Below are 12,678 nucleotides of genomic sequence, written 5' to 3' on the forward strand. Positions count from 1 at the left end.
AGCCCTTATAAGGTGTGTTACCTTTTTGGTCTTTGGTGATATCGATGAAGATTCTGGTGAGCGGAAAGGGTGGTTGTGGTAAGAGCACGATAAGCGCGATGCTCGGGAAGTATCTGGTGGAGAGGGGTTACCGAGTTTTAATCATCGACGCCGATGAATCAAATCCCGGTCTTTACAGGATGCTCGGCCTCCCAAGGGTCAAAACGCTCGCTGAGCATCTGGGGGGAAAGAAGAGGGCCAAGATACTCATGGCGGCTGAAGGAGAGGGAGAACTCGACGAGGAGCTTTTCAAATGGACCCTCGACGAGGTTCCCGGGGAGATACTTGCGAGGAAAGGCAACCTTGCGGTTCTAACGATTGGAAAGATTGAGGAAGCGGAAGAAGGTTGCGCCTGTCCCTACGGCTTCTTGGCCAGAAAGCTCCTCGAGGGAATAAGGCTGGGGAAAAATGAGATCATCATAGTGGACACCGAAGCAGGGATAGAACACTTCGGAAGGGGCGTTGATAAGTACGTTGACGTCGTTATCGATGTGGCTGAACCTTCTGTGGAGTCCATTGAGCTGTCGAAGAAGATAGCCTCCCTGAGCGAGAGCCTCAGACTCAGGCACTTCCTAGTCCTCAACAAGGCCCTCCCCGGGATTGAGGAGAATCTGCCGGTTAAGCCCGATGTAATAATACCTTTTAACCAAGACTTCATACTTGACAGTCTGAATGGAAAGGAAGTCGAGCCAGTAGAACAGATAGAGCGGCTCTGGGGGATAATCGCCGGGTGAACAGGTTTGAAAACTTGACGTTCTGACACGCTCCCTCAATCTTTTTAACAAGCTTCTGGCAAATTCCCTTGGGCTTCTCCTATCTCTTCGTTTTTCCCTGTGATTTTATAGTCTCCATCTCCTAATTTCGGCAACTGGTTATTTTCGTTTTGGTTTTTGGCTAATCCAGCTTCCCTACCTCTTTTCGTTATTCGTCGGTTGTCATCTTGACAATCGCCGAAAGAATTTTAAGGAAATCTAACATCATTTTTCGAAAAATCGGGTGGTTGCCATGCAGGTGGGCGAAGGATTTTTAAAGGAACGTTATATCCCTCTGCAGGCCTTTCGGGAGGAGCAGGGGAAGTCCATCGAGAACCTTGAGGAGTTCTGGGCCGAGCAGGCGAAGGTGGTAGACTGGTTCAAGACCTGGGATAAAGTCCTGGACGACTCGAAGGCACCTTTCTTCCGCTGGTTCGTTGGAGGGGAGCTGAACGCGAGCTACAACGCCCTTGACAGGCACATAAAAGCGGGAAAGAGGAACAGGGCGGCAATAATCTGGGAGGGTGAAGCGGGAGAAACGAGGACGCTCACGTATTACGAGCTCTACCGCGAGGTCAACCGCTTCGCCTCGGTTCTCAGAAACCTCGGCGTTGGTAAGGGCGACAGGGTGGTCATCTACATGCCCCTCATTCCCGAGGTTGTCATGGCCATGCTCGCCAGCGCGAGGATTGGGGCTATTCACAGCGTCGTCTTCTCCGGCTTCTCGGCCGAGGCCTTGGCGACGAGGATAAGCGATGCGAAGGCCAAAGTGGCCATCACCGCGGACTACCTCTACAGGCGTGGCAAAGCTCTAAACCTCAAGGAGATAGTGGACAAAGCCCTCGTCGAGACCCCGAGCGTCGAAAGTGTTGTAGTCCTCAAGAGGGGCTCTGATGAGGTCAACATGGTCGAGGGAAGGGACTACTACTGGCACAACCTCCTTGAGGGAGCGGAAAAGTACGTCGAGCCCGTCCCGGTCGAGAGCAACCACCCGCTCTTCATCCTCTACACGAGCGGGACAACGGGAACGCCTAAGGGTATAGTCCACTCCACCGGTGGCTACCTCGTCTACGTCGCTAAAACCATGCAGTGGGCGTGGGGGATAAAGGAAGATGATCTCTTCTGGAACACGGCAGATGTCGGCTGGATTACCGGGCACAGTTACCTCGTCTACGGGCCTCTAACGCTGGGCCTGACCGTGATGATGTATGAGGGAGCCTTAAACTATCCCAAACCGGACAGGCCCTGGGAGATAATCGAGAAGCACGGCGTTACGATATTTTACACTGCGCCGACAGCGATTAGGATGCTCATGCGCTACGGCGATGAATGGGTGAGGAAGCACGACCTCTCAAGTCTAAGGCTTCTAGGTTCTGTCGGGGAGCCCATCAACCCTAGTGCCTGGAAGTGGTACTATGAGATCGTTGGTGGAAAGCGCTGTCCAATCATCGACACCTGGTGGCAGACCGAAACCGGCGGCTACATGATATACCCCTCTGCTGGAATACAGCTTCCACCACTCAAACCCGGATCGGCCACGTTCCCCGGCCTTGGAGTTGATGCAGACGTCTTCGACTCGGAGGGCAAGCCGGCGAAGCCGAACGAGCGCGGCTACCTCGTTATCAAGAAGCCCTGGCCGGGGATGCTCCTTGGAATCTGGGGCAACGACGAGCGCTACATAAGAACCTACTGGAAGCGCTTCAGCAGGCCGGACGAGGGGGTCTGGATTTACTATCCCGCCGATTATGCAATGAAAGACGATGAGAACTACCTCTGGATATTCGGAAGGGCCGACGAGGTTCTGAACGTCTCCGGCCACAGGATTGGAACCGCTGAAATAGAGCACGCCCTGGTTCTTCACCCGGCCGTTGCCGAGGCTGCCGTAATAGGCAGGCCCGACGAGATAAAGGGTGAGGTCCCGGTGGCATTTGCGATACTCAAGGAGAACTGCGTCCCAAGGGAGACGCTCAAGGGAGAGCTGATAAACTACGTCAGGGAAACCCTCGGCCCGATAGCAGCTCCCGCCGAGGTCTTCTTCGTCAACAAACTGCCGAAGACAAGGAGCGGTAAGATAATGCGGCGTGTTCTCAAAGCGCTCGCGAGCGGAAAGAGCCTCGGCGACCTATCGACGCTTGAGGACGAGGCGAGCGTTGAAGAAGTGAAAAAGGCCTTGGAAGACTTCGAAATGCACTGAATGACTTTTCTCTTATCTTCTTCCCAACGTCAAAAGAAAGGGAAAGGTCAGCATATCCTCGGAACTGGGTCGCCCTCTGGCGGTTCCATAAAGCGCTTCCCTCCAATTCCCGTCTCAAGAACAACTTTCCCGCGGTATTCGGGAATCACCTCGCCAATTATCGAGGCGTTCCTTCCCTTCTCGGTTTTCCTCATCGCTTCTATGGCCTCCTCTGCATACTCCTCGGCGACGACCATAACGACCTTGCCCTCATTGGCCACATCGTAGGGGCTTATGCCGAGCATCTCGCTGGCAGCTCTAACTTCGGGCCTTATCGGTATGGCCTCTTCCCTCACGAGGATCCCGACGTTGCTCTTACGAGCGATCTCGTTGAGCGCGTTGCTGAGCCCGGCCCTCGTCGGGTCCTTCATTGCGTGGATGTTTCCCCAACCTACCTCATCTGCAACGGCTTTGACCACGTCCCATATCGGCGCCACATCGCTCTTCAGCTCTGTCTCGAAGCTTATGCCCTCGCGGTGGCTCATCAGTGCTATGCCGTGATCTCCTATCGTCCCGCTGATCAGGATGAGGTCGCCGACCTTTGCCCCGGCATCGCTTACAGGCCTCTCGGCAATGCCTACTCCGGCGGTGATGATGAACATCTCTATTGGGTCTTCGACGACCTTCGTGTCGCCGGTGACTATCGGGACGGGCACTTCCTTAGCCGTCTCGTCCATTGAGCGGAGGACTCTCTTCAGGATTTCCATGTCCAGGCCTTCGCCGATTATCATCGAGTTTGCCAGAGCTATCGGCTGAGCACCCATAACGGCCAGGTCGTTCACCGTCCCGCTGACGGCTAATCTGCCAATGTCACCGCCGGGGAAGAAGAGGGGCTTTACCGTATGGCCGTCTATGGTGAGGACAATGTGCTTATCGCCGAAGGGTATCGTTGCCCCGTCGTCCAATGCATCCAACCCTATTCCACCGGCGCTCTTGAGGGTGAGGGTCTTCAAGACAACGTCCCTCAGGAGCTCCTCCATTATTTCTCCACCGGCTCCGTGTTCGAGCTTTATCTTTTCCCCCATTTTCAGCCCTCCAAAAGTCCTTTTTTGCGAAGGTAGTCAGCGGTAAAGCTGAGGAACTCCTCGGCGCGTCTAATCTGCTCAAAAACCGTCTCTGGAGGAATATCCTCCTGAACGGAATAGTCTCCAATCTGTCTAATCTCAAAGGCGACGGTCAGATAAGTGAAAAACTTGTACGGCACTTCTCCACTCTTCACGAACTCCCTTCCAAGCAGTGCTATCGTGACGGAGTGCTTTGAAGTCCTTATCCCCCTCGTCAGGAGAAGAGCCTCCGCGCAGTAGAACATTGCGTAGTAAGCCCTTAAAGCCGCGAACCCGTACATCCCAGCATCGTAGAGCACCTTAGCGGCTTCTATGCTCCTTTTGGCCTTCTCAATGAGGCGCGGTATTTCCTTCATATCTCCACACCTTCAGCCTCCACGTTCCATATGAGGGGGTCTCTTTTCATGGATGGTTTTTTGACGTAGGGCAGGAGTGAGAACAGCACACCGTATTTCAGAGTTAGCTTTGCCGAGAGGTCTCCGATTCTGTCGAGTTCTTCTATTGACGGCCATCTCCTGACCACGACGAGCACGTCAACGTCGCTCCCATTCCTGGCCTTGCCTCTCGCGTAGGAACCGAAGAGGATGACCTCGACTAGGTTATCTCCGAGTACCTCCTTCAGCTTTTCCTTTACTTCCCTCAGGATTTCGAGGAGTTCGTCCCTGGGAATGATGGGCATCTTTCCTCCTCCGGTATCACTTAGGTGTTCCAGACTTAAACCTTACAGCGTCAGGTCTTCCCTGCTCAGATAGCCCTCAAGGTAGAGGCCACCGAGGAAGGCCTGACCGACGTTTATCCCGTTGTCCCCGCGCGGAACTTCCGTCGTCACATGGAACCTCAATCCTGAAGCTTCCACTGCCTTCCTCATGGTCTTTACTATGAGCTCGTTGTAAGCGACGCCGCCGCTTACGGCCACATCCTTCACGCCGAACTCCTTAGCGTTCTCGATAGCAATGTCTGCAAAGGCCCTCGCGAGCGCTAGATGGGCTGAGTAGGCTATGTCAGCCGGTGGTGCTTTCTCAATGGCATCGAGAGCCTGGACAAAGAGCTCTTCACCCCTTATCAGCTCCCCATCAACCGGGATCTCAAACTTCAGGTCGTTCCTGCCCTTCGTGGCAAAGCCCTCCAGCTTCATCGCCGGCTCGCCCTCATAGTGCCTCCTGTGGGAGACGTTGAGCAGAACGGCGAGCGAGTCAAGAACCCTTCCGGTCGAGGACGCGTAAGCAGTGTTTATGCCCTTGGCGAGCTGGTTCAAAACCACGTTGAATTCAACCTTCCCGTACTTGAGGCTCTCAACTGCCTTTGGACAGCAACTCTCTATTATCCCCTCAAGCTCTTCGATCGAGTAGATTCTGCTCAGAATCCCCATCAAAGCCCTCAGTGGGTAGTAGCTCGCCAAATCACCGCCCGGGAGCGGGTAGTAGTCTATGTGGGCTAACCTCTCTACGTCCTCGTAGCTCAGGTAGAGAACCTCGCCTCCCCAGACGTTTCCATCTGTTCCGTAGCCGACCCCGTCGAGGGCTATGCCAACTGCTGATTCAAGGTTCTCCTCGGCCAAAACGCTCGCTATGTGGGCGTAGTGGTGCTGAACCTGCAGGAGCTCAGCGTCCATCTCGTTCGCCAGCTCCATCGCGAGCTTCGTCGTGTTGTAGCCCGGATGGAGGTCGGCTATGATCAAATCGAAGTCTCTAACTCTGAGAATCCTCTTGAAGTGCGCTATAGCCCCCCTCATGAACTCAAGAACCTCAAGCTTCCCGGTGTTGCCTATGTACTGACTCGGGTAGACCTTACCGTTTTTCGCAACTCCAAAGGCGTTCATGAGCTCCGCTCCAACCGCCAAACCGCTGTAATCGAAGGGAATCTCAATTGGAAGGGGCACGAAGCCCCTGCTTCTCCTTATCACAGCCCTCCTCCCGTCGACGAACCTGACAACGCTGTCGTCCGCTCTGTTGAATATCTTCCTGTTGTGGAGGAGCAGGTAGTCGGCCACCTCTTTAAGCTCCTCGAAGGCCCTCTCGTTGTCCTTAACCATCGGCATTCCCGGGTAGTTGGCGGAGGTCATAACATAGATCTTACTCCTGCTCCAGTGGAAGAGTATGTAGTGGGTTCCTGCGTAGGGAAGCATGACCCCGATGGTGTGGAGCCCGGGGGCGAGGTTTTCTGGCAGGGGGAAGGGTTCCTTCTTGCGGAGTGTTATTATCGGCCTCCTGTAGCTGGTGAGCTCTTCTTCCTCCTCTCTACTCACGTAGGCGAAGCTTTTAACGGTCTCAAGGGAGTTGGCCATTATGGCGAAGGGCTTCTGTGGCCTGAAGGTTCTTTTCCTCAGCTCGGCAACCACATCTTCGTTGGTGGCGTCGCAGGCTAAGTGTATTCCCCCGATCCCCTTTACCGCCACGATGTATCCCCTGTCTATAAGCTCCGCTGCCTTCCTCAGCGGGTCGCCGGTTATTTCCTTCCCATCGCTGGTGTAGAGACGGTAGCTCGGCCCGCAGACGGGACAGGCTATCGGTTCTGCATGGTAGCGCCTGTTGAGGGGATCTTCATACTCGCTCCTGCAGAAGTTGCACATGGGAAATTCACGCATTGTCGTGTTCTCACGGTCGTAGGGCAGATCCTCTATTATGGTGAACCTTGGGCCGCAGTTTGTGCAGACTATGAAGGGGTACATGTAGCGCTTGTTCGTCGGGTCGAAGAGCTCCCTCAGGCAGTCCTCGCATATCGCTATGTCGGGGGGGATTATGGAGTCGCCGCCCTTTCCGCCCTTCGAGCTCTTCTCGATGTAGAACTCGGGAAAGCCCTGGGGTGGGATTTCCTTCTTCTCAACCCGGTCTATTCTCGCGAGCGGTGGCTTTTTGCGGTGTAAATCCCGAAGAAACGCCTCGATGTCCTCTTCCCTGCCCTCAATCACTATTTCAACACCCGCATCCCCAAGGTTCTTGACGTAGCCCTTGAGGTTGTGCTCGTGGGCTATCCTGTAGACGAATGGGCGAAAGCCGACGGCCTGAACGATTCCTTGGACGTGAAGGTGATACGCCCTCATCCTCTCACCTGTCCCTCTTTTGCAATCAAAGCCTTTATAGGTTTTCAAAACCAAAAGTTGAAAACGATAGGGGAGTTTTGAACCTTTGGTGTTAGAACAAAACGCCGTACTTGTAGAAGATGTTGCACGTTCCCTCGTAGGACACCATGCACGGGCCGACGGGATGCCTCGGCGTGCAGGTCTTGCCGAAGTGGGGACAATCGGTCGGCATCGCCAGTCCCCTCAAAACCGCACCGCAGAGGCATCCCTTCTCAAGGTCGGGTAGGTTCTTCGGCACTTCAACCCTGTAAAGGTTTTTTATGTCGAGCTCCTTCCACCCGCCCCTCAGCTCAAGCCCCGTTCCCGGGAAGACACCCAGGGCGCGCCACTTTGCATCAACTACCTTAAAATATTTATCAATGAGCCTCTGAGCAACGACGTTTCCCTCATACTTAACGGCCCTCTTATACTCGTTGACGACCCTTGCATCGCCTTCCTTATACATCCTGACGAGGAGTAGGATCGCCATGAGAACGTCGTTCGGCTCGAAGCCGGCAACGACCTGTGGGATTCCGTACTTTTCGCTCAGAAACTCCCAGCCCTTCACGCCGATTATCGTCGAGACGTGGCCCGCATCTATGAGGGCATCAATCCTGCTCCTCTGCTTTATGAGGACTTCAACCCCCTGGGGGGTTAGCCTGTGGACGGAGTAAATCTTGAAGTTCTTAAGCCCCTCGTTGACGACGGCGTTTATCATTCCAGCAGTTGGTGCTGTTGTCGTCTCAAAACCCGGGCTGAAGTGGACGACGGTCTTGTTAGGGTTCTCCTTTGCCATCCTGTAGGTGTCGAAGATTGAATAGACAACGCGGACGTCAAAGCCTTCGCTCTTTAAATCGGCGAAACTCCCCACCGGTGTCGGGATCTTGTACATATCGCCGAAGGTGGTTAGAATAATCTCCTCTCCCTCATCCCTGGCCTTTCTCATTATGAGCTGCATCGCGACTATGTCCTCGACCGGTGTTATGCAGACGGGACAGCCGGGCCCGCTCACAACTTTGACGTTCTCCGGGAGGAGCGAACGGATTCCGGAGCGGGTTATGGTGTCCTCGTGAGTCCCGCAGACGTGCATTATCCTTACTTCGCCGTCTAAAGTTTTCGCCTCTTCCTTGATCTTCTCGACGAGCTTTTGGGCTATTCCCCTATCCCTGTAGGGCTGGACTACCTCTTCGATGCCCATATCAATCACCCGGGTAGTAGTAGCCTCCTATCGCTTCTTTCTCGGCTTTAAAGACCTCGTCCCATGCGTGTAGGATTTCCTCCGCTGTCTTTTCGTCCACGCGTTCTATTATGAAGCCCGTGTGGATGAGAACGTACTCACCGACCTTAACGTCGGGCATCAGGTCTATCCTTGCTTCCCTCTTGACGCCCCCGAAGTCAACCCATGCAGTCCCCTTCTCGGGGTTCACCTCAAGCACCTTCGCGATGGTCGCGAGACACATCTTTCTCACCGTCCAGAAATAACATCGACCTTTATTTAGCCTTTCTAAAACCTCAGGTTTTCAACCAGCGAAAAGGTCATCTCAACCTTTGCTCCCCTGTGATAGGAGCAGTGCTCCAGCGTTTCCCTTGCCTCCTCCTCGCTCACCTTCTCAAGGACTATGCCGTAGTACATCGTCACGTAGTCGCCCGGCTTCACGTCCTTGATGAAGTTGAGCTTCGCCTCCCTTAGCTGGCCTCCGACATCCACTACGGCCTTATCGCCCCTGACCTCGACGACCCTTCCAGCGAGCATCAGGGCCATGGTTATCAACCAAAGGTTAAGGAAAAGGATTTATATTTCTTGCCATGACCAGTCAGTCAGGTGGTTGCCGTGGAAGACATGATGAAGCAGATGGTGAAGGGGGTTAGGAGCGGGTATGGCTTTGAGGAGACCCTTGAGAGGCTGAAGAAGAGAACCGAGGAAGTCGGCTGGACGGTTATAGGCGAGTATGACTTCAGGGAAAAGGTCGGGCTTAAGTTTGCCATCATTGAGGTCTGCAACAGGGACTTCGCTACCAGAGCGGTCAGCAAGCCCGAAAACCGCTGGATTTCCGCGATGATGCCCTGCAAGTTCTCGGTTATAGAGATGCCCGACGGGATATACGTCTTCGGCATGAACATGGGACTCTTCGCGAAGATGGTTCCCGGTGAACTGGGCGAGCTCCTCTCCAAGGTCGCTGAGATAGACGAAAAAATAATTTCAGCGGTTCTTTGATTAAAACTATTACTTTGCTCTCTTTTCACGTTTTTCAGTTCTATCTCCGTGCACAGAAAAGTTTAAATCACTCTATGGTCATAATTGTCCAATAGTTCAATGACCGTTCAGTCAGGGGTGTCAGAATGTCCATAAAGTCCCCGGGAAAGACGAGGGAAAAGCTGGTTTCAGCGGCAATGGAGCTTTTCGCGAGGAAGGGCTTCGATAAGACTACCGTAGACGAGATCGTGGCAAAGGCGGGCATTGCTAAGGGCACTTTCTATCTCTACTTCAAGAGCAAGGACGACCTCATCAAGGAGCTCGCCTTCGAGGTAATGCCAATAATGTCCATGCCCTCCCTTAACGACCCCTACATAACCCTCAGCTATCCAACCCTTGAAAGCTATCTCCTCCAGCTCGGAAGGGAGTTCCTCGAATTCTACTCCACCAACTACCGGGCCGAGATATTCTTCCACATGCTCTCGGTGAAGAGAAGGATGAAGAGCCTGGATGAGATTTATACCCAAGCGTGCTCCGAACTTCTCAGGGAGGGGGCGAGGAGGATAACTGCCTACGTTAAAGTTGGTTTTGAGGACGCGCTTATAGCGTTCCAGATGTTTCTGGCTTCCCTCATGCATTATCTTCATGCCAGGGAGTGTCTGGGCTTCTCCCGAGAGTACTACCTGAAGAAAATTACTTCTGCAGTAATACACCACCTAAAACTCTCAGCCAGCGTATGATTTTTGTTTAATCTTCTTGAGTTTGTTTAACTGCATGGATTTCATTGTTCAAAAAAACTATATAAACTATTACTCATCAATTTTAATGACTGGTCAGTCATTACAAAGGTGGTGCCCATGGCAGAGAAGTTGGTGCCTGTTGTATGCCCGTGGTGTTCCGTGGGCTGTCGCTTCTACGCGGTAAGCGCCAACGGATACATCAGGAGAATAGAGTTCGACTACGACCACCCGACGATAGCAAACAGGGGCAAGCTCTGCCCCAAGGGAGTTGCTTCCTACCAGTTCATCAACAGTCCACAGAGGCTTAAGAGGCCCCTCAGGCGCGTTGGGGAGAAGGGCGAAGGGAAGTTCGAGGAGATAAGCTGGGAGGAGGCCTACAGAATCATAGCCGAGAAGATTAAGGAGATCAAGGAAACTTACGGCCCGGAGGCGATAGCCTTCCTTGGGAGCGAGAAGATAACCCTTGAGGAGAACTACCTCGTCCACAAGCTTTCCAAGGCCATAGGAACCAACCACCTCGACTTCCCCGGGAGGTACTGCCAGTACTCAAACAGCCCCGCCAGAACCATGATCTTTGGTAGTGCCGCAGCTACAAACCCCTTCGAGGATATCGCCAAGGCTGAGCTCATAATCATCTGGGGCCACAACCCGGCTGAGACGGCCCCCGTGATGTTTGGCCAGTACATCGAGAAGGCCCTTGACAACGGTGCCGAGATGGTGGTCATTGACCCGCGCTCCACAAGAGGCCACAAGTATGCATCGCTCCACCTCAAACCCTATCCCGGAACCGACCTAGCGGTAGCCCTGGCGATGCTCAACGTGGTTGTAGGCGAGGAGCTCTACGACAAGGAGTTTGTCCAGGAGAGGACTACCGGTTTCGACCAGCTCAAGGAGTCGGTCAAGGACTACACGCCGGAGTGGGCGGAGGAGATAAGCGGCGTTCCTGCCGAGCACATAAGGAAGGCCGCGAGGCTTATCGCAACGAAGAGGACCGCCTTTTTCGTCAACGAGGGCATGAACCAGCACATCAACGGTCTCAACACGGCCATGGCCATAGCCGACCTCATAGCGATAACCGGCAACATCGGAAAGGAGGGTGTATGGAGCGGAGTCATTCCAGGGGCCCAGTGTGGTTACTGTGTGGCAATGACAGGCGTTGCCCCAAACAAGCTCCCGACTGGAAAGCTTGTTAGTGACGAAGCTGCACGGAAGGAGCTTGAGAGGCTCTGGGGCTTCCCGATACCGGACTGGGTCGGCTTTGACCTGACGACGATGGTCAGGGAGATAGGCAACAAGATACACATGATGTACGTAGTTGGCGGCAACATTGCCAAGTCAATGCCCAACAGCGGATGGGTGAGGGAACAGCTCAAGAAGCTCGACTTCCTTGTTGTTCAGGATATATTCCCAACTGAAACGGCCGCCTACGCGGACATAGTTCTTCCAGCTGCCGCTTGGTTCGAGAAGACCGGGACGGCGATAAGCTTTGAGAGGCGTGTCCAGAGGACGTACAAGGCCGCTGAGGCACCGGGAGAGGCGAAGCCCGACTGGCTCATCATAGTAGAGCTCGCTAAAGAGCTCGGTCTCGGCGAGTACTTCAAGTACAGCCACCCGGACGAGATACTCAGGGAGATCAACAAGGTCATACCCGTCTTCAAGGGGGCAACGCCGGAGTACCTTGCGGAGCACCTTGAGGGCTGCTTCTTCCCGTGCAGTGAGCCTGGGGAGGGAACGAAGGTTCTCTTCAAGAACGGCTTCAAGACGGCCGACGGAAAGGCCCACCTCCAGCCCGTCAGCTGGCGCGAACCGCCCGAGACCCCGGACGAGGAGTACCCGTTCTGGCTCACCAACTTCAGGCTCGTTGGCCAGTGGCACACCGGAAGCATGACCTTCAAGAGCCCGAGCCTGAAGAAGCGCTGGCCCGAGGAGTACGTCATGATAAACCCAAAGGACGCCAAAAAACTTGGAATAAAGACCGGCGACCTTGTGAAGGTCTCATCGAGGCGTGGGAGCGTCCTCGTCAGGGCGGAGGTTACCGAGCACATCAGGGAAGGCGTCATAGCGATGCCCTTCCACTGGCAGGTCAACTTCCTGACTCTGGACGAGATACACGAGAAGACCAAGATGGCCGAGATGAAAGCTGTTGCCGCTAAGGTCGAGAAGGTTGAGGAGTGAGGTGGTTGAAATGGCTCACAAGAAGATTTTCCTCGACTATAAGCGCTGTATCGGCTGTAAGGCCTGTGAAGTGGCCTGTGAAATGACACACGGCGAGGCAAGAATAAAGGTCTTCGAGTTCCCCGATCTCTTCACTGTCCCCTTCAACTGCCGCCACTGTGAAAAGGCACCGTGTATGAACGTTTGCCCAACCGGAGCACTCTTCAGGGACGAGGATGGAGCGGTGGCATTCAACCCGCTCAGCTGTATCGGCTGCCTGATGTGTGCCGTTGCCTGTCCCTTCGGAGTCCCCAAGCTGGACGAGGAGAATAAGATCATGGATAAGTGCGATCTCTGTGCCGACAGGAGGGCCGAGGGTCTTCTCCCAGCGTGCGTTTCAGCCTGCCCAACTGAGGCCCTGAAGTTCGGAGAGATAAACGAGGT

Annotated in this window: 13 protein-coding genes; 6 read left to right on the plus strand and 7 right to left on the minus strand. The window is 54.2% G+C overall.

Annotated elements, in window-relative coordinates; genetic code table 11:
- The first annotated feature begins 44 nt into the window (after positions 1 to 44).
- Both MVD07_RS00135 and acs read left to right on the plus strand, forming a co-directional pair.
- Positions 45 to 773: a P-loop NTPase gene (locus MVD07_RS00135; RefSeq protein WP_297496967.1), complete on the plus strand. Its 729-nt coding sequence runs from the start codon at positions 45 to 47 to the stop codon at positions 771 to 773.
- A 271-nt stretch (positions 774 to 1,044) separates the two neighbouring features.
- The gene (gene acs / locus MVD07_RS00140) at positions 1,045 to 2,985 is read left to right on the plus strand and encodes an acetate--CoA ligase (RefSeq protein WP_297496970.1); all 1,941 of its coding nucleotides are present in this window, start codon (positions 1,045 to 1,047) and stop codon (positions 2,983 to 2,985) included.
- Between the two features lie 47 nt (positions 2,986 to 3,032).
- On the opposite strand, the gene hypE is transcribed toward acs, so the two are convergent.
- The 7 genes from hypE to MVD07_RS00175 all read right to left on the minus strand — a co-directional run bounded on the left by hypE (position 3,033) and on the right by MVD07_RS00175 (position 8,908).
- The gene (gene hypE / locus MVD07_RS00145) at positions 3,033 to 4,049 is read right to left on the minus strand and encodes a hydrogenase expression/formation protein HypE (protein ID WP_297496973.1); all 1,017 of its coding nucleotides are present in this window, start codon (positions 4,047 to 4,049) and stop codon (positions 3,033 to 3,035) included.
- 2 nt (positions 4,050 to 4,051) lie between these two features.
- Positions 4,052 to 4,444: a HEPN domain-containing protein gene (locus MVD07_RS00150; RefSeq protein ID WP_297496976.1), complete on the minus strand. Its 393-nt coding sequence runs from the start codon at positions 4,442 to 4,444 to the stop codon at positions 4,052 to 4,054.
- The gene (locus MVD07_RS00155) at positions 4,441 to 4,767 is read right to left on the minus strand and encodes a nucleotidyltransferase domain-containing protein (RefSeq protein WP_297496979.1); all 327 of its coding nucleotides are present in this window, start codon (positions 4,765 to 4,767) and stop codon (positions 4,441 to 4,443) included. The genes MVD07_RS00150 and MVD07_RS00155 overlap by 4 nt, the downstream gene beginning before the upstream one ends.
- 42 nt (positions 4,768 to 4,809) lie before the next feature.
- Entirely contained in the window at positions 4,810 to 7,128 is a 2,319-nt protein-coding gene (gene hypF / locus MVD07_RS00160; RefSeq protein WP_297496982.1) for a carbamoyltransferase HypF, read from the minus strand.
- Positions 7,129 to 7,219: 91 nt separating this feature from the next.
- Positions 7,220 to 8,344, minus strand: a complete 1,125-nt coding sequence (gene hypD / locus MVD07_RS00165) for a hydrogenase formation protein HypD (RefSeq protein WP_297496985.1) — start codon at positions 8,342 to 8,344, stop codon at positions 7,220 to 7,222.
- 1 nt (position 8,345) lies between these two features.
- On the minus strand, positions 8,346 to 8,606 hold the full coding sequence (locus tag MVD07_RS00170) for a HypC/HybG/HupF family hydrogenase formation chaperone (protein WP_297496999.1): 261 nt from the start codon (positions 8,604 to 8,606) through the stop codon (positions 8,346 to 8,348).
- A gap of 44 nt (positions 8,607 to 8,650) precedes the next feature.
- Positions 8,651 to 8,908: a HypC/HybG/HupF family hydrogenase formation chaperone gene (locus tag MVD07_RS00175; protein ID WP_297497002.1), complete on the minus strand. Its 258-nt coding sequence runs from the start codon at positions 8,906 to 8,908 to the stop codon at positions 8,651 to 8,653.
- A 60-nt stretch (positions 8,909 to 8,968) separates the two neighbouring features.
- On the opposite strand from MVD07_RS00175, the gene MVD07_RS00180 reads away from it, so the two are divergent.
- The 4 genes from MVD07_RS00180 to MVD07_RS00195 form a co-directional block, all read left to right on the plus strand.
- Positions 8,969 to 9,361, plus strand: coding sequence for a DUF302 domain-containing protein (locus tag MVD07_RS00180; protein ID WP_297496989.1), 393 nt, complete (start codon positions 8,969 to 8,971; stop codon positions 9,359 to 9,361).
- A 125-nt stretch (positions 9,362 to 9,486) separates the two neighbouring features.
- Complete coding sequence (locus MVD07_RS00185) at positions 9,487 to 10,080, plus strand: TetR/AcrR family transcriptional regulator (RefSeq protein ID WP_297496991.1); 594 nt, start codon at positions 9,487 to 9,489, stop codon at positions 10,078 to 10,080.
- A gap of 117 nt (positions 10,081 to 10,197) precedes the next feature.
- Positions 10,198 to 12,255 (plus strand): molybdopterin-dependent oxidoreductase, encoded by a 2,058-nt coding sequence (locus tag MVD07_RS00190; RefSeq protein WP_297496994.1) that lies wholly within the window; start codon positions 10,198 to 10,200, stop codon positions 12,253 to 12,255.
- Positions 12,256 to 12,265: 10 nt separating this feature from the next.
- Positions 12,266 to 12,678 (plus strand): 4Fe-4S dicluster domain-containing protein (locus MVD07_RS00195; RefSeq protein ID WP_297496996.1); only part of this gene is annotated, 413 nt, incomplete at its 3' end.

It is taken from the genome of Thermococcus sp., assembly GCF_027008145.1.
Taxonomy (GTDB): domain Archaea; phylum Methanobacteriota_B; class Thermococci; order Thermococcales; family Thermococcaceae; genus Thermococcus.

Excerpts from the sequence above, each read along its gene's own strand:
- MVD07_RS00135 (WP_297496967.1), top strand. The coding sequence starts at position 45 with ATGAAGATTCTGGTGAGCGGAAAGGGTGGTTGTGGTAAGAGCACGATA.
- acs (WP_297496970.1), top strand. The coding sequence starts at position 1,045 with ATGCAGGTGGGCGAAGGATTTTTAAAGGAACGTTATATCCCTCTGCAG.
- hypE (WP_297496973.1), bottom strand. The coding sequence starts at position 4,049 with ATGGGGGAAAAGATAAAGCTCGAACACGGAGCCGGTGGAGAAATAATG.
- MVD07_RS00150 (WP_297496976.1), bottom strand. The coding sequence starts at position 4,444 with ATGAAGGAAATACCGCGCCTCATTGAGAAGGCCAAAAGGAGCATAGAA.
- MVD07_RS00155 (WP_297496979.1), bottom strand. The coding sequence starts at position 4,767 with ATGCCCATCATTCCCAGGGACGAACTCCTCGAAATCCTGAGGGAAGTA.
- hypF (WP_297496982.1), bottom strand. The coding sequence starts at position 7,128 with ATGAGGGCGTATCACCTTCACGTCCAAGGAATCGTTCAGGCCGTCGGC.
- hypD (WP_297496985.1), bottom strand. The coding sequence starts at position 8,344 with ATGGGCATCGAAGAGGTAGTCCAGCCCTACAGGGATAGGGGAATAGCC.
- MVD07_RS00170 (WP_297496999.1), bottom strand. The coding sequence starts at position 8,606 with ATGTGTCTCGCGACCATCGCGAAGGTGCTTGAGGTGAACCCCGAGAAG.
- MVD07_RS00175 (WP_297497002.1), bottom strand. The coding sequence starts at position 8,908 with ATGGCCCTGATGCTCGCTGGAAGGGTCGTCGAGGTCAGGGGCGATAAG.
- MVD07_RS00185 (WP_297496991.1), top strand. The coding sequence starts at position 9,487 with ATGTCCATAAAGTCCCCGGGAAAGACGAGGGAAAAGCTGGTTTCAGCG.
- MVD07_RS00190 (WP_297496994.1), top strand. The coding sequence starts at position 10,198 with ATGGCAGAGAAGTTGGTGCCTGTTGTATGCCCGTGGTGTTCCGTGGGC.